At 36.5% G+C, this 22,435-nt stretch carries 14 protein-coding genes and 3 pseudogenes; 3 read left to right on the top strand and 14 right to left on the bottom strand.

Annotated elements, in window-relative coordinates; all coding sequences use genetic code 11:
* Positions 1–12: 12 nt before the first annotated feature.
* Positions 13–267 (top strand): annotated as a pseudogene (locus PB1_RS11360) (hypothetical protein).
* 61 nt (positions 268–328) lie between these two features.
* On the opposite strand, the pseudogene PB1_RS17065 reads toward PB1_RS11360, so the two are convergent.
* The 14 genes and pseudogenes from PB1_RS17065 to PB1_RS11435 all read right to left on the bottom strand — a co-directional run.
* A pseudogene (locus PB1_RS17065) lies at positions 329–418 on the bottom strand (GNAT family N-acetyltransferase); the annotation flags it as partial.
* Between the two features lie 382 nt (positions 419–800).
* The gene (locus PB1_RS11365; RefSeq protein ID WP_238533131.1) at positions 801–1,058 is read right to left on the bottom strand and encodes an ArsR/SmtB family transcription factor; all 258 of its coding nucleotides are present in this window, start codon (positions 1,056–1,058) and stop codon (positions 801–803) included.
* Between the two features lie 364 nt (positions 1,059–1,422).
* Positions 1,423–1,794 carry a DMT family transporter gene (locus PB1_RS11370; protein WP_004436663.1) on the bottom strand — a complete coding sequence of 124 codons (372 nt, stop codon included), beginning with the start codon at positions 1,792–1,794 and terminating at the stop codon, positions 1,423–1,425.
* 91 nt (positions 1,795–1,885) lie between these two features.
* Positions 1,886–2,818 (bottom strand): TauD/TfdA dioxygenase family protein, encoded by a 933-nt coding sequence (locus tag PB1_RS11375; RefSeq protein ID WP_004436664.1) that lies wholly within the window; start codon positions 2,816–2,818, stop codon positions 1,886–1,888.
* Positions 2,819–2,832: 14 nt separating this feature from the next.
* Positions 2,833–3,624: an ABC transporter ATP-binding protein gene (locus tag PB1_RS11380; RefSeq protein WP_004436665.1), complete on the bottom strand. Its 792-nt coding sequence runs from the start codon at positions 3,622–3,624 to the stop codon at positions 2,833–2,835.
* Between the two features lie 12 nt (positions 3,625–3,636).
* A complete protein-coding gene (locus PB1_RS11385; protein ID WP_004436666.1) occupies positions 3,637–4,704 on the bottom strand; it encodes a taurine ABC transporter substrate-binding protein in 1,068 nt (355 codons plus the stop codon).
* Positions 4,705–4,728: 24 nt separating this feature from the next.
* Complete coding sequence (locus PB1_RS11390; RefSeq protein WP_004436667.1) at positions 4,729–5,514, bottom strand: ABC transporter permease; 786 nt, start codon at positions 5,512–5,514, stop codon at positions 4,729–4,731.
* A gap of 1,197 nt (positions 5,515–6,711) precedes the next feature.
* Positions 6,712–8,034, bottom strand: a pseudogene (locus PB1_RS11400) (PDDEXK-like family protein); the annotation flags it as partial.
* 111 nt (positions 8,035–8,145) lie between these two features.
* Positions 8,146–10,560, bottom strand: a complete 2,415-nt coding sequence (locus PB1_RS11405) for a DEAD/DEAH box helicase family protein (protein ID WP_004436673.1) — start codon at positions 10,558–10,560, stop codon at positions 8,146–8,148.
* Positions 10,553–10,879: a nucleoside triphosphate pyrophosphohydrolase gene (locus PB1_RS11410; protein WP_004436675.1), complete on the bottom strand. Its 327-nt coding sequence runs from the start codon at positions 10,877–10,879 to the stop codon at positions 10,553–10,555. The genes PB1_RS11405 and PB1_RS11410 overlap by 8 nt, the downstream gene beginning before the upstream one ends.
* A 1,956-nt stretch (positions 10,880–12,835) precedes the next feature.
* A complete protein-coding gene (gene drmB, locus PB1_RS11420; protein ID WP_004436677.1) occupies positions 12,836–14,734 on the bottom strand; it encodes a DUF1998 domain-containing protein in 1,899 nt (632 codons plus the stop codon).
* A gap of 3 nt (positions 14,735–14,737) precedes the next feature.
* On the bottom strand, positions 14,738–18,247 hold the full coding sequence (locus PB1_RS11425; protein WP_004436678.1) for a helicase-related protein: 3,510 nt from the start codon (positions 18,245–18,247) through the stop codon (positions 14,738–14,740).
* Positions 18,248–18,258: 11 nt separating this feature from the next.
* Positions 18,259–19,794 carry a DISARM anti-phage system protein DrmE domain-containing protein gene (locus PB1_RS11430; protein WP_004436679.1) on the bottom strand — a complete coding sequence of 512 codons (1,536 nt, stop codon included), beginning with the start codon at positions 19,792–19,794 and terminating at the stop codon, positions 18,259–18,261.
* Positions 19,795–19,797: 3 nt separating this feature from the next.
* Positions 19,798–20,802 (bottom strand): hypothetical protein, encoded by a 1,005-nt coding sequence (locus PB1_RS11435; RefSeq protein ID WP_004436680.1) that lies wholly within the window; start codon positions 20,800–20,802, stop codon positions 19,798–19,800.
* Between the two features lie 310 nt (positions 20,803–21,112).
* Between PB1_RS11435 and PB1_RS16600 the strand changes: the two genes are divergently transcribed.
* Positions 21,113–21,637, top strand: a complete 525-nt coding sequence (locus tag PB1_RS16600; RefSeq protein ID WP_004436681.1) for an IS21 family transposase — start codon at positions 21,113–21,115, stop codon at positions 21,635–21,637.
* A gap of 321 nt (positions 21,638–21,958) precedes the next feature.
* Positions 21,959–22,420, top strand: a complete 462-nt coding sequence (locus tag PB1_RS17725; protein ID WP_004436683.1) for a Mu transposase domain-containing protein — start codon at positions 21,959–21,961, stop codon at positions 22,418–22,420.
* The last annotated feature ends 15 nt before the right edge of the window (positions 22,421–22,435 follow it).

A 22,435-nucleotide genomic window follows, 5' to 3' on the forward strand; every position in this document is an offset into this window, starting at 1 on the left:
AGGTTTCTCTTAATGAATTCAGAAATGCAATTTTATCCCAATGTATATTCTCAGGAAAATCAAGTAGGCAATCCAGATGAAAGAATATTTGGCAGACCTTTTGGTGGATTTGGATTCGGCAGACCTTTTGGCTTTGGCGGACCTTTTGGTGGGTTTGGATTCGGTGGGCCTTTCTTTTAGCAGGTGGTTTATTAGCTGGTACGTTACTTTCCCCATATGGATACGGCAGTTACGGATATGGATCCATATAGATATGGTGGTTACTAATTATTATAAGCTTTTTGCCTTTTGAACATAAGTCAGGATTATTGATGAATTATAGCTCTTATTATTTTTCGTTTACTATTGCCCAACGCATATGGTCTTCCCAAATACCATTTACTTTTATCATTTTTCGGGATAAGCCCTCATAATCAAAGCGGTCTTCAAGCTCTCATGGTGTTTTTTGCAATCGAAAAATACAGAGTTGTGCAACGGGGAATGCAGAGAATTGCAACTTGACATGGAGCCTCTGTGGACTTGACTTCGAAGCCAGAAAGCCTGTAATTTTAAGGGCTGACTTCACCGAACAAGGCTATCATGCCCACCTCTCCATGTAAAGTTTGTACAGACCAAATTCTCTGCAACTCTCTGCACTTTTATTTTGCAATAAACACTTTCATGGTTCTCCTGAAGAACATCCCCCCTTAGAGAATTTTTAACTTATCCCTTAAAAAAATTTATAGCCTATAAAGATTTTTAATCCACTTTAAAGAATTTTTATCCCCCAAAAGAAACCTCATTTTCTTTCAATTCTCTTTTTATATTGTAAATGCCTTACGGTAAGGCTCTAACCAGTTATCAATTTCTACTAGTGGTTCTGCACGCAAATGATAAATGCACTTTTGCGATTCCTTGCTAATTTTGACCAATCCAGCTTCATGTAATTTTCGAAGATGTTTAGACACGCCTGGTTGACTTAATTGAGTAAACTCGACCAGTTCCCCAACAGACCTTGGGCTTTTTCTAAGATGGTCTATAATTTTTCTGCGGTTCGTGTCAGCTATTATCTCGAACATGTTTGAGAATTCTCTTTTACTAAGCATATTAATCACAGCCATGTATATATTGTGTTCATAACTTTATGGTTATTACCCTATGATGTCCATGTAGGTGGAATGCAAAAAGTTAAAACACATGTTTATCTGAATGCCATTGTCCTCTTAGCCTCCGCATCGACCATGGCAAAGATGAAGAGACAGGATAAAGCTGCTTAAAAAAGTACTTTTCTGAAATTCTGGAGGTATGCTCATATCATTTTAAAACTTTAAATAAATGAAGTGAATCTGTGTTAGGTATAATATGTCTTCTTTTTCTCTTGCGGTAAAATCTCTAATTTTTAAAAAGTCTCAATTAAAAAACTACGCCAAATCTTATCTGTGATTAATTTATATCCTTCTTTAATTCTATATGTGATACGGATGCTTTTTTTCCATGCATTTCTTCAGATATATTTAATCCAACAACACCAGCGATTATCGCAAGTATTGACAAGAGTTTAATTAAAGAAATAGATTCCTTAAAATATAAAATTCCTATGGTTGCTATAATGGCGGTTCCTAACCCTGACCATATAGAATAAGCAATACTTACATCAATATGTTTTAAGGACAATGTTACAAAAGTAAGACTTAGTCCATAAAAAACAAAAATGGAAATGGACGGTATTGGCTTCGTAAAGCCTTCCGACAATTTCATAGACATCGTACCTATTACCTCCGAAAGAATTCCTAACAAAAGAAGTAGCCAACTCATTTGCTTCCCTCCCTATTTTATAAATGGCCCCTATAACAAACAATAAATGGAACCTATTAAGGTTCCATTATGCACCACCTTTAATGGAGATCTAATATGGACGATCCCCAACAATGGCAACGCGTTCAGCTTTACGCGGGTATGGATAATAGTCGGAAACAGCGTAATGTTGAGTCGCCCGGTTATCCCAGAAGGCAATGGAGTTTGGTTCCCAGTGAAAACGAACCTGGTACTCTGGGACATGTGCCTGACGAAATAGAAATTGGAGTAGTTTCTCACTCTCATCAGGGTCAAGACCAACAATTTGGGTTGTAAACGATGGATTCACGAAGAGAGTCTTACGACCGGTTTCTGGGTGAGTTCGAACCACTGGATGCTCCACAGCCGGGAATTCCGCCTGTTTGACTGCTAACTCTTCCAATGTCATTAAATGACTGAAAGCAGGAGTGAAGTCGTGTAGCGCAGTGAGACCATTGATACGCTCCTTCACCTCTTCGGGTAGATTATCGTATGTTGCGCCCATATCCGCCCAAATTGTGTCACCACCTACAGGGGGCACTTCAATCATTCTTAATACCGCAGCTTTAGCAGGATTGACACGAAAAGTAACGTCGGCATGCCAAACGTTTTCGGAGCCTGCTTTCTTATTATCTCTTGCGAATCGTACGATTTCTTCTGATTGCCCCTTTTCAACTTCATAAAACGGATGAACTTCCAATTCACCCCATAGCTTAGCAAATGCCAGCTGCTGCTCACTGGTGATTTGTTGGTCACGGAAGAAGAGGACCTTCCACTCTAATAGTGCTCGATTTAACTCTGCTTGTAGTTCTGGAGTAATCGTCTCTCTTAAGTCTACTCCGACAATTTCAGCACCAATTATAGGGCTTAGTGGCTTCACATCAAATAACGAGTAAGGGATCTCTTCTACCCCTTCAGGCAGACGTCTCAAAATGCGAGGTCCTTCGTGGATGTCGCGATTTTCGAATTTAAGTGGTCGTGTTGGATCAATTCTAAGTTTTGACATATGGCATGCTCCTCTCAATTAACTTTTATTGTTGAAATTAAATAATCTCTTAATTCGTGAAATACCCTTAACTGTTTCAGTTCTTTAAATGGTTTATTGTGATTGGATAATGGATTGACTATGTCTTTTACAATTCTTCCAGGATTGGGGTGCATGACTAAAATTCGCGTCCCTAACAGCAGGGCCTCTTCTACATCGTGAGTTATAAAAAATACGCATTTTCTCGTTTTCTTCCAAATCTTGTGAAGATGGTTCTGCATGTTTTCACGCGTCAAGGCATCTAATGCACCAAAAGGTTCATCCATCAAAATCACTTTTGGATCCGTAGCCAGTGTTCGAGCAATGGAGGCTCTTTGTTTCATACCACCAGAAAGTTGAAAAGGCCACAATTTTGCTGAAGATTCTAAACCAACCATGTTCAAATAGTATGAAACAATTTTCTGCCGTTCCGTCTTTGAAATAGATTTCATTTTTAATCCAAACTCTATGTTTTTTGCAATAGATAACCATGGAAATAAGTTATGGTGTTGAAATACTACACCTACATCAGAATTAGGTTTCACATGTTTTTTACCATCAATGATCACTTCACCTGTAGTAGGCTTTTGAAACCCGGCCAGCACATTCAAAAGTGATGATTTTCCACATCCTGATGATCCTAAAACACAAACAAAATCATTTTTATAGAATTGGAGATTTATATTATCTAAAACATGTAAAGTATGATTCTTGCTTTCGTAATATAAACTCAGATCCTTTACCTCTATAAGAGGCTCTTTGATTTGTGGAGAAGATAAGGCTAACACAAACTCCCCCCCTTATTTGTAAAGATCACTTAACAGAGCTTGTTGATAGGTATTTACATCCGGTGCAGATGGTATTGCTTTTTGTGTAACCATAAAGTCCCCCGTATCCTTTAACACCTTAGCTAATAGTCCTATTTGGCCAGATTCCCCGAAATATTTTTTCTGTTCAGAAACATCTAACCAAATGATTTGCCGCATCGTCTTTAGACTTTCTTCTGGAGATAGCTCCAATTCTTTAGAGAGTAATTGAGCTGATTGTTCAGGTTTTTCACGATAATAATGAACAGCTTGATCCAAGAGGGATATATATTCTTTTACAATGTCTGGATACTTTTTTACAAAGTCCTTATGAACGATTCCAAATTCGACGGTAACAACCCCTTTATCCGCTAATTCCTTAGACGTTACGATTATATTTCCGCCATCGCTCACAAGTTTCGCTTGAGTAGGCTGCCAAATATAGGCACCATCAATATCATTTCTCTTCCAAGCAGCATAGATATCCGGCGGTTGCATATCAAGAAAGGTTATCTTATCTTTTTCCGGATCCAGCCCTGCTGTTTTTAAGGCTCCCAATAAACTAAAATGAGAGGTCGAACTAAAGGTTGTTGCTATCTTTTTCCCTTTAAGATCATTTAATGATTGAATACCTGAACTTTTTTTCACGACTAATGCTTCGCTTTCCCCGATGACATCATGTAAATAATACACTTGGTAAGGCAAACCTTTGGCTATACCTATGGCACCAGGAGGTGTTCCAACAAGACCAAAATCAATGCTGCCACTAGCTATCGCTGTATTTACATCTCGTCCTGAATCAAACTTGATCCAATTTATTTTCGTATTCGGGTATTTCTTCTCTAATAAACCCAGAGCTTTCGCTAGCAGTTCTCCATTTGGTGAAACTTGATAACCTATCTGGATTTCTTTTGGTATCGCCTCTGAAGTTGAAGATGATGATACCTCTGTTGAAGGATTTGACTCTGTTAAGTTTACTTGATTCGAGCAAGCCGTGGTTAGAGTCAGCAATACCGAAAATAGAGTAAATAACAACCATTTGATGTTTTGTTGAAAAGACATGTAAGGTTCCTCCATTATTAATGATTAATCTTCGGCTCCAACCCATGGAAATTGACGGCGTTGAAACCATCTAATGATCCAGTCCATGAGCATAGCTATGGTCCCCATTAAAATAATTCCAACGAAAACAATATCGCTTCGCAAATATTTACTTGCGTCTAAAACCATCCAGCCTATGCCTGAAGTTGCTGCTACCATTTCTGCTGCAACCAATGTCGCATAGGTGACTCCGATAGCTGTTCGGAACCCAGTAATGATGTCAGGCAGGCAAGTTGGAAAGATGATATAAACCAATACCTTCCACTTTGATGCTCCTAACGATAGAGCTCCATTGATTCGATCACGAGGCACCTTCTGTACACTAAACACTGTTGTAATGAATAAAGGTGCAAAACCGGTTAGAAATAATAGTGCAACTTTCGATTTATCATCGATACCTAACCATAAGACAAGTAAGGCATAATAAGCTAATGGCGGAAGAGGGCGATAAAATTCAACTATTGGATCAAATATGGCACGAAAGTATTTGGAGTATCCGCACAGGATACCTAATGGGACAGCAATAACCAAAGCAAGAATCAATGCCAGAAATAACCGATTAAGACTGTTTAAAATGTGATGGAGTAGGGATGCACCTTTATATCCTTGTTGTAAAAGATCTAAAAATGCGATCCATACAGATTGTGGAGACGGTAAAAACAAAGAATCAGCCCATTTCAAATTTGTACTAATTTCCCATAGAAGAAGTATAAAAGCCACACTGACAACTGATACCGCCTTAACTGGGACAATATTTTTGCGTTCAAACAACCTCTTTACCTCCTTTCACAAATGTATTAACTACAAAACCTTCCCAACCAAAAATAAGGAGGTCCAAACCCAAGCAATAAATGCAAGGATGTGGACCTCCAGTTCGTCTGGTCGGTATAAATAATTATATTCGTATTGATTTACTCGGAATTATCTTATCATGGGTTATTTTCTAAGTCAATCATGTTTAAGAGAATTTTATCCAATAGATCCCTTCTCTCCTTTGAACATCTTGCTGATTGAATTCTCGAAAGAAACGAATATTCGAAGTGAAATCACAAAATGAGACTTACAAAATAAATCAAAATAATAAAGAAAGGATCGATTGTCGTTGATGAAACAATCGATCCTTTTCTCTCTCTCTTTTGGCAGTGCCAAATAATTTTCCATTCTTTTTCAGCCCAACAAAAATGTTTTAGATCTTCTCGCTAATCTCTTTTCTATATTGAATAGCAGAAAGTAATTTAAGGCCTCTTAACTTTGGTATTTGTTCGTCAAGCATATTCAACGCTTCCGTTTTCTTACCTTCGCAAACTCTTTCCTCTGCTTCAAGCCAAGTTCGATAAACCGGGTCCTTTACTCGTGCTTTATATTGCTCATATGTGCTGTGATCGCCTAGTTAAAGGCAATGGTTGCACCATAATACCACTTATAAACGTTATCTTTCATTTGGTGAAGAAGCTCTTTTGCTTCATTGTGCCTTTTTTGTTTCGAAAGCAGTATCAAATTAGAAATCACTTTCATTTGCTTGGAACGGATCCGAGGAATTGTTTTTTCAGCCTCCGTAACATTATCATTATATAGTGGTAAATAAACTGGTAGTGCGCTTGTTTCGATTTTCTTAAGAAATTCATGATCTTATTTACGTCTCTCTCAAATAGAACCGGAAAATACAACATGTAAAGCAGAGCTAAAACAAAAGGAATAAAGACTGATAGAAAAATCCATTGAGGAACATCAAAGACCCCCATGAAAAAAGATACGATGAAAAGTAACAAAAACAGCCAAACCAATTCCAACACTCCAATATAATTTCAATTGCATATAAACTGTGTAAATTTCCTTGTTTTACACATTCAATAAAAACTGATATCTATCGATCGAAACTTACTGCTTTAAAGTTGTTGCCTCTTCTGCCCTCATCTGTTATAAGAACAGCACTTTCAGAAAGAATCATTTCGTCATCGGATTTTGTCTATAAACAATATCATGAATTGCTCCGGAAATGGCTGTGAGTATAGCGTGGAAATCCTTCTTATTATAAAGACTGTTCATTGCCTCTATAATTTCTCTCTTATCAGCCCAATTTTCAATTTTCACAGCTGAAGTATAGATTCGGGTGTACTTAGCTCCATTTTCTTTTGATTTTTCCTTTATTTTGACACCTTTATTTTCCAGTGTATTGAGAAGGATTAATCTTTCTTCATAATCTAAAGGTCCAACCTCGACGGTAAGCTTTAATCTGTTATTCCAAATCCGCTCAAACCAAATAATGAAGGCATTGTTCAACCACCATTCCTCTTTTGGAACGCCTAAAATCTCATCAAGCTGTCTCCATTCCGGAAAAATAAAGGAAGGTACTCTTATATGATCGCGGTAGCATTTTTCAGGGATTTCATTTTGAAAAACAAACTCCAAAAAGGCTTCCCTGATAATGCTGTTACCGACCGAATAAATAAAGTTAATCGTTTCTTGATAGTTCAAATAAATTTTATCGATTCCGAATTTATCTTCAGGGCTAAGCGCCGAAATTTGAGTTAACACTTCGTTACTGATAAACTTGTCAGCCTTTTCATTGTGAACCGCATAAAGAAAATCAATCGCATCTTTATGTTTTTTGTATATATGAAGGGCTAATTCAATATCCTCTTCATCACGGACAAGCTCGTCTTGCAATATTGAAATATAGTAATTAATAAATTCTTTGATTGGCTCAAAAATTTGGTCTCCATTCACGTCCATATATACTTTCAAAATATCTAAAATATCATGATAGTCCAATATAAAGTACTCTTTGTTCGTAGGAACGGAACTGTCCAAGCTTAAGAATATTGGAATAATTGTATATCCGCTGTATTTTTTACGGACAAAGTTTAAGTAGTTATTTAACTGGCCATCAGACTCTGAAGACTTGTATTTATTTTCGATTAAAATAACGGCTTTCTGTGATTCCGAAACAGCCAAAATATCAATTCGTTTATTATTGGATGTTTGAACTTCCCGATATACTTCTAAATCATTAAACGAATGTTTGTGAAGCTGAATTAAATTGTAGCTTTCCAGCAAATGTTCATTCTCTGCTTTTACAAACGTTTTGGCTAAAAGTTTTTTCACAAAAAACGATCCGAGATTATGATTTTCACTTGGATTCAAAAGCCATGAAAGAACATTTGAATGCCGTATCTCGAATTTATCGACACGCAATATTTTAAATGGATTAAAACGGCTAAATTTACTATGTAATTTTTAAAATTCGAGGGAATTATCCAATAAGGATAAAATTTCAAAGTTGTAGTCCATCATGTCTAAACCTTCCTTATTCAAATACGTCTATAAATTCGGAGCATTGCATCTAATAACCAAATGATAAATCTATTTTCACTATGAATCAAAATGGAATTCTTGTAAATATTACTTCGCCTTCCGCTCAAAATGATAGTGCAGCCGGTATTCACAAATTTGCTTAGTCCAGTCATAAAGGATTTCTTCATCTTCTTTCAAAACATCAAAATTTAACTGAAAAATCCCATTTTCAAATGATACCAACCCTTTAGAACTGCTGCTCCATTTTGTCATCGGCATAGTAGCAATCAGTTTGCTGACGGCGTCCTCGTTATAATCCCATAACTTTTTGGATGCCTTATCGGAAAAGTCGATTCGTTTCCGGTATTCTTTTTCCATTAAATAATGATGAAAAAAAGGCGCCGCTTCTACAGGACTGATCGGCTTATACCAATCAGACGGACCGCGTTCAAGCATACATAATAAGACTATCATCTTATAGCTCTTTGACATTGACGTTTTTTCGGCTTCAATCAGCCAGTTTTCATACCGGCTAAAAACTTCCTTCTCCTTAATAGAAAGTTCATTTGCCCAATCCAGAAAACCAAAATAAGTCTTAAATTCCTGACGATATTGAGCTGAATCTGATGCTCCCCTTAAGTGAAGCTCCAAATAAGTCGGCCTTCTGCCCAACTCCTGTTTCAGCTTCATATAGTCTTCAAACAGTTTTTCTTTTCTCGGCTGTTTTTTTCGAGCCATTTCTTCCAATAAATTTATGACTTTGAGATCAAGATCGATTTCACAAAAATCCGGAACTTTCGGCATAATCTTTTTTGATTTTGAATCAATGGATTCAGTATCAAACAAACTGAGCTTAATATCAGCATTTCGGTAGTTTCCAATTAAATCTATAATGACACAATGCTCTTTCCCAGGGTGCAGGCGCAGCCCCCGGCCGATTTGCTGTGTGAAAACGGTCAAAGATTCCGTCGGACGCACAAACAATAAAGTATCAACAGATGGAATATCCACACCTTCATTAAATAAGTCCACTGTAAAAATGACATCAAGTTCCCCGGCTTCGAGCTTTTCAATCGCACTCTGCCTGCCAATTTCAACTTGTTTGGAATGCAGGCTGACTGTTTTATATCCCTTTCGATTAAAAAAATCGGATAAAAAATCAGCCTGTCTTATTGAGGAACAAAATCCAATTGTTCTAGTTTGCTTTTTCTCTTTCCAAACATTAAGGATTTTTTCCGCCATTTCATCCCTTAACTGAACCTGCAGCAATTCCTCTTCATCATATCGATTGCCGAGCCAAGTGATCTGGCTGTAATCCGTATCATCGTATACCCCAAAATATTTAAAAGGAGATAACCACTTTCGTTCAATCGCATCTAAAAAGTCGAGCCGGAATGCAACGTTTCCATCACAAATGGCGTAAACATCTTTATTATCATTACGTTCAGGTGTGGCGGTAATTCCAAGTAAAAACTGTGGATTAAAATATTCGAGAACTCTCTGATAAGAATCAGCCGCAGCATGATGAAATTCATCGACAATGATCAAATCGAACTCATCAGGCTGGAATTGATGAAGATGGTGTTTCATGCTTAAGGTGTAAATAGACGCAAATACTGTATCTGCTTTTCCTTCTTTTACTTTGCCATTATAAATCCCGTATGATCTCTCCGGCATAATGGCCTGAAACGATTTCTTTGCCTGATGAAGAATTTCTTCCAAATGAGCAACGAAGAGGACACGCTGAAAGTTTTGGGCAAAAAACCCGGCTAGATAAGTTTTGCCTAACCCCGTCGCCATGACAACAAGGGCCTTATTATAATCCTCTTCAAGCGTCTTGTTTAATTCCTCAAGCGCCTCCACTTGAGCAAATCGTGGCTTTATCTCCCCATATGGTACCGTCTTTTCTCTGATGACTTCAGCCGCAGCTTTATCATCTGTTTCAGATGGAAGCATTAAGTCCAGTTCTTCTTTCTCCGACCATTCCTTTACAAACCCCGGAAAGCGTTTGTGATATTCCTCATAAGAACTTTTATATTCCTTAATCGTTTCTCCATTTAGAGGAACCGTTTGCACAGCGTAGAACGTTTTTAAAAACTGCTCTAACGCCTCTTCAAACACATCTTTTTCATTGCTTATGGAAATATTCCACTCCACCCCATTGCTTAGAGCTGATCGGGACAGATTGGAAGAACCGACAACTAGACAGTCATTTTCTTCTGTTTGAAAAAGATACGCCTTTGGATGAAAAGAAGTCCCGTTGCTTTTCCAAAGTCGTATCTCAATATTGCCACTAATATTCAGCAGCTCTTCAAGAGCTTCAGGCTGAGTGACATATAAATAGTCCCCGGTGCAAATCTTAATATCTGCGCATCTCGCAGCTGACGTTTTAAGAGATTTCTTTAAATATTCGACTCCGGACTTCATTGTGAAAGATGTCAAGATGCAAATTGACGAAGACGTCTCAATTTGCTTTATTAAGTGATTTCCAAGTCTTTTCGTAATTAACTGAACCTTACTCATCCTCAACCTCAATTAAAAAGATTTTTTCCTTGAAGCCTCCTCTTTTTTCCGCCTTCCGTTTGCGAACTTCTTCTACTTTTTCGAAAGAGGATCCATGATACTCGGCAATTGCATGGATGATTTCCAATAGATCTGCCAGTTCTTCAATGGCATCTTCATTATTTGATGTGTTTACATACTCTTCAAGTTCTTCAAAACTTTTTTTCTTTAATTCTTTTATGTATTCCTCATTACTTAAGATTCTGGTAGAAAACTGTTTTCCGGTTGATTCAATAATTTCCGGAATGCGGTCGCGGACGAGTTTGTTGTAAATTGGCATAAAATTTACCTCCAAAAAATAATCTAAAACAATAATATCAAAAAGGGATCTTAATTTTTATTTGGGCTAAAAAATAAAAAGGGGGAAGTGTTTGACCAGCAACACCCTTAAAAAGAAATGATACGTAAGTCTTACAATCTAATTAACTTCAAGAAATATTTGCAAGGTTTTCGCTATAATTCTTAAAACTACTTCATGCATTTGTTCCAAAAGCAAATGAGGACAATACTGAAAAGAATTTTATTTTATTTGAAATTATAGAGACGATAGGACTCCTATTATATTGTGTTAACGGTGGGAATAATCAAGAAATTATTAATCATATTAATTTCCGATTTCAGCTAGTAAGAGTTGTAAAAGACTTCTATCTCTTTCATAAGATATTCTATATAATGTAATAAACCTCATAAAATATCCAGAGCGTTGCTAACACTTTTATTCGAAAATCAGGTAAGTAGTCAGGAATTTTGGAATTATATTGCAGATTGCTTCTTGGTAAAAATCTAGATGAATTGCTAACAAAAACCATCTTGAAACGCTCTAAATAGCTTCTTCTATTCTTTTCATTCAAAAACTATTCTTTTAAGGCTTTTAAGGCATATTATCTATTAGTTTACTTAATTGCGGTTATGCAGAAAATTCAGACCAGTATGCGTTATTTGCTATGGAAGGATAAGTCAATGGAATAATATGAATATCAGATTCTTTTATATTAAAAATCGTTTTAAATGTAAATGATTTTAATAAGTATCACGACCAGTTACACTTACCCCATGCTTTCTATTTCTTTTAATAGTTTTATGAAAGTTGATGTCATCGCTCTTCAAATAATAAATTTCAATATTTACCATTACGGACTTTACTAATTCAGTAAAGCAAACCTCGTGTTGCAGTTTTATTTGGATGATACAATATCATATATCCTTTCAGGTCTTGGATAAATTCCTATACCTTTTTGATGATTCTTGATAAAAGTCTTGGGTAAATTCTTTCCAAGAATTGTTGTTTCTTTGGTAAGTTTTTTGAAGATAGCTATGAATAAGACTATATACAGTTGAAACAAACATAATTGAAATACTTTTTCCAAAGTTTTCTGTTAAAATATCAGGGCACGGAGAACAGCCGATATTGATTTCCCCTTTAATAAATTCGATTCCAAATTTTTTCGGATTTAGCACTTCGAAGGCATCTAGGTTTTCGTAATGAAGGTGGCGCCAAATCAGATTATTAATGAATTTCATAGATTGTCAGGAAACATTTAACTTTCAACTCCTTTACTTTACCTTATTTATTGCATTGTTAACCTGTGCCCAATGTTTAATTAATGGACATGAGAGTTATAGTTTATTTTTTACTATTTTCCCTTATCATTTTTATCACCGAAGTGCTTTCTTAAAAAACCGCCTTTTTTAGATTCAACTTCTGACTTTTACTCAATATTTTTATTCAGCCCCCATCTCTTGTTTTTGGAAAGTAAAAATGTATCACTTGCCACTCCGAATTACTTTGATTGTATAGATAACCCCTATGGTATAGGGGCTATACCTATAAATATACAAATCTTCTTTAATGCCCAAATTTGCTTTCCTACGGTATATAGAGCATGCTGGGTCTTATTAGGACCAAACTAGTACACAGTTTCCTACAACATATCAACGGAAAATTTCTATTTCTAATACTGTCAATTAATTAATAAGGGCTCTTTTTGTAAATAAATTATCGAAAAGAGTTGACAGACTTTCAACTATTTTGATTATTAATAAATTTCATTTAGTCATAAAGAATTATTTTGATCAAAGAATGATCGCTGTATAAAACTGTTTTTATGACTAAAAATTCTGAAAGCCTATTATTTAAGGGCTAATTTGAAAAATATTAAATCTTATTCACTTTACTTTTTGTAAATGTACTATTATGCACTTAAGTGTTCAGAAAGTTAACAATTTCTTATTATTCTTAATAGTTAAAAAATCCGATTGTATCAAGGTTTAAATCCCCTATGATAAGAGCTCGGTCTAAAAAGCAGTTGAATTCTTCACATGCTGTTTCAGGGACAAGTCCACAATTATGACAAGCAGCAAGATTCGAGGAATAAGGCCCTTGGCCTCCTTGAGAACCGATTTCCATACAGACTGGGTCAGCGGAACACCATCTTGCATTATTAATTGCTTTGTTAATAATAGATTCTAGGTAGCCCGGTTTCCCCATTTTTACTAATCCGCCCATCGTACCATCTGAATCTCCTGCTGCTGTATAGATTAATAATCCACACATATTATCTTCTTTATGGTTGGATACATATAGCCTTTCTCGTAACGCAGCCGTACTATATCCACATTCAAAGGTAAGCTGGTTTATTAATAGATGGGCTAAAGTGTGAATCAAAACAAATCTTGGTGTAATAGTTTTGTTTTCCATTCTCCCTTCACGGTATAGCTCACGTGCTTTGTCTTTTAACGGTTTTATTCTTTTTAAAACCTCTGGTCGCTGCTCCCATTTCGTGAGCTTGTCCTCGTTTAACTTTAAGAAGATGCCTTCACCATATACTTCGTAGGCAGGTAGCCAGTTTTCTTCTCTTTCGTCATGTTTATGCAGGCGGAGCATTTCCTTTAATTCTTCGGTTCCTAGGCCATTTTCACTCAATATGCGTGTAAAGCCAGCGAAGACACGGGTTTCTTTTAATTTTTCTACTAAAAATACGTCCGAAAAATAATTAGAAACATCCGCTTTATAGTCTGCGATATTTGATTTTTTAATTCGTAAGTTATGTTGATCTGTTTCATGATTAAGCACATTATATTCTTCGATTCGAAGCTTGTGTTCTAAGCTAACTTCTTCAGAGTCCTCTACCTCAATAATTTCAGAACCTGTTTCAATGCGAATCAATGCATCCTTAATTTGACTATCAGTGAAAGGACTCAATTCCTTATTTGCTAGAACTCTTAAATCGTCTATCTTCTCATCAATAGAGAGAGGATGTCGATTTAGTATTTTTAAATAAGATTGGAACATTTCACTATGAAACATCTCCAATATCTCATCAACTTCTTTGACTGTATCCCCAGGGATATAAATAGCGCTTTTTACCTTTGCAAAATATACATTAGAAGCATTTCGTAAAGTAGCTCGTAAATGATTCGAACAAGGCTGACTTTTTTCTGTACCTAACCAAGGTGTTTTTCCTTGACAAGTAAAAACCGAATTCTTATCCTTGTCCAAATGCTCGCTTAAATAAGTCGTTCCATTCGGATTGACAGAAGTAATTCTCATTAAGCTTCTTGGCTTAACACCGCATTCGCACTTCACAACCATAGAAGCGAGACTCGTTCCCCCTGTACTTGTTAGATACATAGGTTTATTGCAACTAGGATTCCCAGATTGATGCACCCATTCCCGCCATGGGAAATCCTGCAGGTGCCCATTCTGACACATGGCAACATATGGAACTTGCACTAAATAGTTTTTATAATTTTGTTCCTTACAACATGGACACTCAAGCCGATTTAAACTCGTATGGAGTTTAAACTTTTCCATCCTCCCACAAAAGCGGCAATAATGCCATTGCGGGAATCGTAGGAAGGGAACATGCAAGTATAAATTGATTCCTTCATCGGATTGGCCTTTTTTTCGAAAATCGGGAGGTAAACGGAAATGGTCTACTTGTAATAACCTTTCCAAACGCCATTCATGAATTTTAAAGTGCTCTATATCCAAATTATCATACTTACCGTACATATCTTTGTACCAATGATCTAATCCTGCACAAATAACGGATACTCCCTCTTTTGTAACCATCATTGCACCGGGACCAAAAGGAGCAATCAATTGAGCTCTTCGGATTGGTATATCGACCATCGATTAAAACTCCTCCATTTCTACATATAAATCTGTAATCTTCCCTTTACATTGGGCATCTACGTTTCTCATTGACATCATCGTTGGCCATGAACGAATTTTTGCTTTTTTATTTGCATATTGACCCGCCACTCGCAATAATGGATAATCTTCACCATCTGGATTTCCGCTCCATCGTAGAGGCCCATATCCTATCCATTCTCTTTTTCTCTTCTCAAAAACCCGCTTTACATTTTCCAATTCGGCAGGGTCAACTGCTTTCACTCTTTTTAAAATAATCGTTTCAATTTCATTTATTAAATCATCTGGAAAGGGTCTTGGTGTTTCAACTTTATGTTTTTCCCCAAATTGACGAACATAGGCAACCATAATCGCATGAAGTGCACGGTCAATTACTCTTGGGGAAAACGGGGTCACACTCGTTGGTTCCACTTGGGCATACAGCATTTGATGATAGCTGCGGAATTTTTCAAAATGTGAACGGTCCCTAGGCTTTGTAGCGCTATATAATGTGATAATTAATCCGGGTCGTTCATACCATTGTCTTCCTACCCGACCGGTAACCTGAATATATTGAGCCGTTGTTTTCGGCTGACCAACAACGGACATAAGGGATAAACGGTCAATATCAACACCTACCTCGATAATATTGGAGGCTAAGCTAATATCAATCACTTTCCCTGTGTCATCATACTTTTGCTTTAGTTTATCAATTGCTACAGATACTTCATCATTAGATAGCCTAGAAGTTAACTCTTCAATTTTCTTTAATTTTCTTACCTCGTTATAACTGAGGCCAAAACGATTTTTCAGTACCTTTAAATGATTCGGAATATCCGAGTGCAGTAATGTAATTGTTGTTCCCAATTCTCTTAAACTGTTAAAGAATATAAGTAATGTCCACCATGGATCCCTTTCATCGTCAGGTAATGTCATAGGGGCTTGAAGTAAAGAGGTTAACGCCCGAACTTGTAACGTTTGCATCGAACCTAATATTGGAGAATTTATCCCTAAGTACTTCCTTCCAGGCATATATTCCCCATTTTCATCAACAGCATACGTTGCGAAAAAGGAATCATCTTCATCCAATGCAGGTGCTGGGAAAAGCTTAACTTCTTCCCTCGCATATAAAGACCTTACTTGCTCTTTATAACGACGAATCGTTGCTGTTGAACAAACAATTTTAGGACGATAAACATTTCCATTTCTTCTGTCGGTACAAAGTTCATCGATAATGGTTTCGAAAAAACCTGTTAATGATCCTAGCGGGCCAGAAATAAGGTGAAGTTCATCTTGAATAATTAATCCGGGTGGTGATACTTCCCTTTGGCCTTTATTATTTATCCCGAATAGTGTCCTAATATTCGGGTTCCAGGCTAACATTGCAAATTTATCAACTGTGCCTATAATAAAAGTCGGTTTCACTTTATAAATCTCTTCATCTACTAAATAAACTGGAAGATGATCCGAGAACTGGCATTGGTTATCCGGGCAATGGGTTACAACTTTATCCACCATTCCCTTATAGCCATAAAACGCAATGTTATTTCTTTTTTTTCTTCGCCCAAAGTGATTGTCTCGTTGCTTTAAATTCTGTACTCTATACTCACCAAGTTTCGCACCACACCATGGACAAGCGTTTAAAATAAATGGATTATTTTCTATTTTGCCATTTTTAATTTTGTTTAATGCTTTTAGTGCATCATCATTTGTGTTTGGGGTTGTATCTCCTCCTAGCCAAATCCCAATTGAAAATTCTTTTGTTCCAAGTAAATCCTCGTGCTGTCTACGCAAATACTCCATCGCACAAATCAATCTTGAAGAACGCTGAAATTGATCAGCTGTTAATAACCGCAACGTATAGCGCATTAATACTTCGACACCATGATCGTTTTTATCTTTAATTCTTCTCATAAACATAGAAAAAGCTGCTAAGCCTAAATATGCCTCCGTTTTACCACCACCGGTTGGGAAGAAGATTAAATCAATAATTTCTCTTTCTACAGAATCTTTCTCTCCAGCAGAATGGATCGACATTAATAAAAACGCAACCTGGAAAGCACGCCATTTTCCTTTTGTTTCAGGAAGATTGTTAAGATTTGGCTCCTCATAAGGTTTGTTAAAAACTAAATTACCATCTTGAACAACACCGGAGCGACGGTCACCAGTAATTTGTTGCAGCAGTACCGCATGGTTTGCAAGGCGGAAGGCAGTAAGAGCTTCTTTGTCTGTTTTTAAATACGATAATCCCCTTTCCATCCTGTCAGCACATTCTTCACAAATATCTAAATTAGCATTAGCAACCTTATGAAACTTTGGATCAAGCAAAGCCACTCGTTTCCTTTGCTTTTGTATCCATAGGCGATACAAAGAAATAATTTCTTCAAGCTCATGGAACCCATCCCTTTCGGGATATAACCCCGCTAATTGTTTCATTGACACTTCAATTTTTGTACCATCTTCACGTTTAATATCCGGTGTCATACTCCTAGTTTCAAATGTCGGGAGAAATTCCGTCCTCACACTATACACTTTATCTTCCTTTATTTCCCCCCAATCAGCAGCACACCCATGACCGACAGCATAAGTTTTTAAATTACGGTACAAAAGAGCAATCGATTTTTCCTCATCATCAAGGTTATCAAAAATATCCCCTTCTGGATAAGGAAGAATGCAAGGTGCACCTGAAGGGTGTTCAATTGTCACAGTAAACGCTGATTGAAATAAACAAAGGCTATCTATCTTACCTTCACTAGATCCATCTGTCCGATTAGTTAAACTGACCGTTATAAGTCTTGTTCCATCATTCTGTGGACGCGAAATTACTTTTACTTCAAGATCAAGGCACTCGATTGGTTGCATTTGTTCGGCGTTGTTTACTGTTTTTTCAAGAAGCACTTTTCCCGAACAAGTAAATGTTCCTTGAACGGGACTGCGTAACCACCATTCCTTTTCCTTATCACGAATGAAAACCGTTTTCGGAGTATATCTACCTCCCGTTACATGTACGATTAAATTCGATTGCTCGGTAATGTTTGCCTTAAAACTCACTGCCATACTATTTGGACGAAATGAATTCGCGGTCGAAATATCAAAATCATCTAGAACCTCTTGTCTATAATCCGCTTCACGGTTTTCGAACTTTTCTATTTCCTTCTTGTCAATGAAAATTTCATTTAACTCATCAGAATCAGTAAAACTAATTTCTGAATCCTTTTGCTCATCCATTTGCTTTTGACCTGTTGGAAATAAAATTGCAACCCCATACCTTGTCAGTGGTGTTCCTCGCTGTATAATTTCCTCTTTGGAACCCTTTTGAATATAAAGCTTAAATGCCTCTTCTTCATTTTCAAAAAAGACTTCCTGAGTGCAATCCAGTTCCTCTCCTTCAAATGGCCCCTTACCAATAAACTCCATTCTTAAAGCATCAATCATTTTTTCACGGTTCTCAACATTACGCTTTCGTATTTTAGTTAAGGAATCGACGACTTTTGTTTTTTCTATAGAATCCACATCTATACCTCCTATCTTAAGGAAATAACCTCTTTTAATTCATCGGATGGAATGTAGTAGTTTTGCTCCGAAATGTGCTCTACTCGATACGCTGTAAAGGCAACACCTTTTTCGTCTGGCAAATTGAATACGTGTTCTCCTCTAAGCTCTAAACTGGATAAATCGGTATTTTTAATTTCTTCAATAAGCTTTTTACGAATTAATGAACCTGCTTCCTGGTGAGCCCTACGCAAAAGCTTTGCGACTTTAATATGTTTAGATTCATCCTCTCCTAACTTAACAAACTCTAAAATTGCCTTAAAATCGGTTTCAGAAGCAGGCATAATATTGTCTTCCGACATCCAATTGCGAATATTTGCTTCAGTCGGGTTTTTTACACCAAGTTTCTTTAATGCTAAATGAACAGAACCTATTCCATTACGTTGCACAATTTTTTTAAGCCTATTTTTCCATCGCATATGAAATTTCCGGTATGTTTGTGCACTTATTCCAATTATTTCATCCGCCTTTGTACGAATTAAATCTTGTTTTGTCCCTGTTCGAACAAGAACATATGAATTTGGTTCTATTTCATTGATTGATGTTCTTCCTATTGTAAAGCCATCCGAATCGGAATATATCGAAAAGATATTTTTTAAAGAAACATCTTCAAAGAAAATCCCTTTATTGCCGCTAAGAATCACAAGCCTGGCTGCGACTATATCTTTCTCGTCATTTTCATTTTTCTGCTTTTTAGCCTTTATTTCCTGTTCTAAGTGTGAATAGTCTACCGTCTTTTCGATATTCGTATCAAAAATAACCTCTTCTAACTCATCTCTTTGAAAGAATGGATCATGATACGTTACACAACGGCCTGAAAAAATAGTTGATTTTGTCGTTTCCCCCTCTAAATAAGACTCTTCTTGAAATTTTCGTTCTAGCCATTTATAAGTGACAGTATGAATCTTAGGAGCATGAGGACTATTATAAATAAAGTTAGGAAACCAACGGGAAGGGCCGATAACTATTAGCTGTTCAAAAAAAGTATTTGTTTTTAAGACCTGTGATCCGATTAGCTTACATTGTGATTGTACAGAAAGAGATTCTATAAGTTGTTTCGTGGCTTCATAGTCAGAAGTTGCTTTCAGTATTACTCCTGTGTACAACCTTGTATCTATATTTTCTTTTATGTAGTGTAATACAGGGTTTTCATCCGATTTTATAAGACTCTCGAATGCCATATAGCAATTTTCTAATTCATCTAAAATGTTTGGAAATAACAAGCGGCATCGATTATACAACTGCTCTAGTTTATTTTTATCAAGAAAAGTATTATAATTATCAAAGGAAATTAGAGAAGCCACTACATAAAAACGATATTTTCGAAAGTTGGAGATTAAATCGCCTAGTAAAAGGTCGTGAGATAATTGACTTCGGCTAATTGCCTTCTCTAAGTGATACAGTGCCGTTGAAAAGTTCCTTAGGCTGTAGTGTTGTAACCGATGAAAATGAAGCTCATATTTATTGGCAATTTCATAGATTGTATTGACTGCTTGAAATGAATTCATTGTTTAATAAGCCTCCCAAAACATCATTTCGACACCTTTAGGAATAAGTCGGATATCCATTGGAAAATCCTTGTCCATCTTCTGCGATAATATATATTCATCATTTAACTCAAAGAGAGCGCTTTCGAATTGTGTATCGGTTCTATCTAAAATAATAATCGAATGTGTATATTTAAACCTTTCGCGCCAACGCAAATAGCTGATCGCACCGTCAAATATAGTAAATGTGGAAGGACTGAAATTTATTAAATCAAATTTATGACTGGCCGCACTAGAAGATAATAGATGGGACTGATAAGAATCTTGTTCACCCATAAATTCTTTCATACGCAGCAATTCATTGAGATTACCTTGAATGTACTCATTCTTTTTTGAATCATACACGGCTATCTCGGTGTCAATTGCTTCGTCCTTTACCCATTTTTTACGCCCGATGTAATAAAACTGCGGCTGAGAAAGGGTAAGGAGACGATTATAGTTATAGTCTTTAAATCCAGTTTTCAGAAAATTGGAAACCCTGTTTTCTCTACCTATTGGATTTTTAGGAAGCCTAAAGTTTTTGTCGGTTGCTATTTGTACAGACAGGGATTGCTTACGGTTTAAGATTTCCGTCAAATTCCCTGCCTTCTTCTCTTGAATCGTAATTCTAATTCTTTCTTCCCCCTCTACCATTTCAATCCCTGAATAAATTCCACGATAAGTTCTACTTTGTTTTCGATAAATAACGGATGTACCGATTTCCATCCCTTTAATCTTTTGGAAATGCTCGTTAATTGTTTCGTCATCGACTTTATCCGATATCGATGACAAAATAGCCCCATATGCGATACATACACCTGCGTAAGATCTCGTTGGTAATGTCAACACTAGCCTTGCCTTTGCTTTCGTCGGCAAGTTATCATAAAACACTTTTCCTACGTTTATGTAAAAATACGCCCAATCAGAAAGAGAAGCCCAACCGTCTTTATTTTTCACATACAAATTTGCCCCATTTGTCTTGGTAATCATCTTTACCACAACCTTGATACTATTTATAAGAAAAAGTTACATTTTGTTTTAATTATATCAAAAGAATTCTCAATTTCTGTCGAAAATTGTCGTAATAGTTTAATTGTCACATGACTAATAAATTACTAGTTAACAATAGTGTATGGGTTTTTACTTCGATCAATTGTTTGAGGAGTGTTTATTGCAAAATAGAAATGGCGCAAATTGCAAAATAAAAATCCTGCAGTAAGAAAAAAAATCATTGCCAGCACCCCTCTTCTCTACTAACCTTCTAATTGGCGAGAAATGTCAGTTAGAGGAGGAAGAAAGGATGCTTTCAATGATTCAACAACATCATATCAAGTATTTGCATCAATATAAAGGGCTCTCTTTACAAGCCATAGCCAGAGAGACTAATCATGATTTTAAAACTGTTCAGAAATATGCCTATAAAGAGGATGATAATTCCCTTCCTTCAGAACGGAAAAAAGTTAAAGGATCAAAATTAGATCCTTATAAACCTCTTATCGATCAGTGGCTTCAAGAGGACATGAAAGCTCCAAAGAAACAACGCCATACTGGAACCCGTGTTTTTCATCGCCAAAAAGCCATGTTTGGGGATGACTTTAATGTTTCGTACCGGACCGTTCAATATTATGTATCCACAAAAAAGAAAGAGCTTTATGACTCTAATGAAGGATACTTGCCACTTGAACATTCTCCTGGAACAGCGCAAGTAGACTTTGGGAGCTATACTTATCAAGACGAGTCAGCAGGAGTTGAAAAAGAAGGTTACTATTTAAATTTATCATTTCCTTACAGTAATCCTGGCTTTATGCAAGCGATGCCAGCCTAAAATCAAGAATGTCTTCTTCAGGGGTTAAAACAGATATTTGAATATATTGGGGGCGTTCCAAAAAAGATTTGGTTTGATAATTTATCGGCAGCTGTCATTAGTATTTACAAAAATGGGGAACGCAAGCTAGTACCGCAGTTCGAGAAATTTTCCCTCCATTATAACTTTCAGCCTATTTTCTGTAATCCTAACAGCGGCCACGAAAAGGGGCATGTCGAAAATAAAGTGGGCTATCATCGACGTAATTTCCTGGTTCCCATCCCAATCATTAAAGATATGAACGCCTTTAATCAATCCTTACTTATTCGCTGTGAGGAGGATATGAAACGACCACATTACCGAAAAGAAAAGCAAATCACAACATTGTTTGAGGACGACAAGAAATCCATTTGGGAATTACCTAAAACATCATTTAATGTTCACAGGTTGATAAAAGCAAGAGCAGATAAATATGGCAAGGTTCGCTTTGAAAAAAACCGGTATTCTACCTCACCTTCCCTCGCATCCCAAGAAGTGTGGTTAAAAATTACATACGAAACAATAGTCGTATTGGATGATGAATACCATATGGTGGTCGAGCATCGAAGGTTGTACGGAGAGAACTTAGAATCTATGAAATGGATTCCTTATTTGGATTTGATGGCCAGAAGACCTAAATCTTTTGAAGAGATGCCGTTTTTTCGTGAATTGCCGGATCCATGGCAAGATTATTTATCATATACAAGCAAAAAGAAAGAAGCCTTTGTAACTGCTAAACTAAAATCAACAGTTTCCGCCAGATAGAATTGAACACTTTTT

This window comes from Bacillus methanolicus PB1 (assembly GCF_000262755.1).
GTDB lineage: Bacteria > Bacillota > Bacilli > Bacillales > Cytobacillaceae > Bacillus_Z > Bacillus_Z methanolicus.

Coding starts and splice junctions, on each gene's coding strand:
- PB1_RS16600 (WP_004436681.1), top strand. CDS start 21,113: ATGCTTTCAATGATTCAACAACATCATATCAAGTATTTGCATCAATAT.
- PB1_RS11370 (WP_004436663.1), bottom strand. CDS start 1,794: ATGAGTTGGCTACTTCTTTTGTTAGGAATTCTTTCGGAGGTAATAGGT.
- PB1_RS11365 (WP_238533131.1), bottom strand. CDS start 1,058: ATGTTCGAGATAATAGCTGACACGAACCGCAGAAAAATTATAGACCAT.
- PB1_RS11405 (WP_004436673.1), bottom strand. CDS start 10,560: ATGAGTAAGGTTCAGTTAATTACGAAAAGACTTGGAAATCACTTAATA.
- PB1_RS11410 (WP_004436675.1), bottom strand. CDS start 10,879: ATGCCAATTTACAACAAACTCGTCCGCGACCGCATTCCGGAAATTATT.
- PB1_RS17725 (WP_004436683.1), top strand. CDS start 21,959: ATGAAACGACCACATTACCGAAAAGAAAAGCAAATCACAACATTGTTT.
- drmB (WP_004436677.1), bottom strand. CDS start 14,734: ATGGTCGATATACCAATCCGAAGAGCTCAATTGATTGCTCCTTTTGGT.
- PB1_RS11430 (WP_004436679.1), bottom strand. CDS start 19,794: ATGAATTCATTTCAAGCAGTCAATACAATCTATGAAATTGCCAATAAA.
- PB1_RS11375 (WP_004436664.1), bottom strand. CDS start 2,818: ATGTCAAAACTTAGAATTGATCCAACACGACCACTTAAATTCGAAAAT.
- PB1_RS11435 (WP_004436680.1), bottom strand. CDS start 20,802: ATGATTACCAAGACAAATGGGGCAAATTTGTATGTGAAAAATAAAGAC.
- PB1_RS11385 (WP_004436666.1), bottom strand. CDS start 4,704: ATGTCTTTTCAACAAAACATCAAATGGTTGTTATTTACTCTATTTTCG.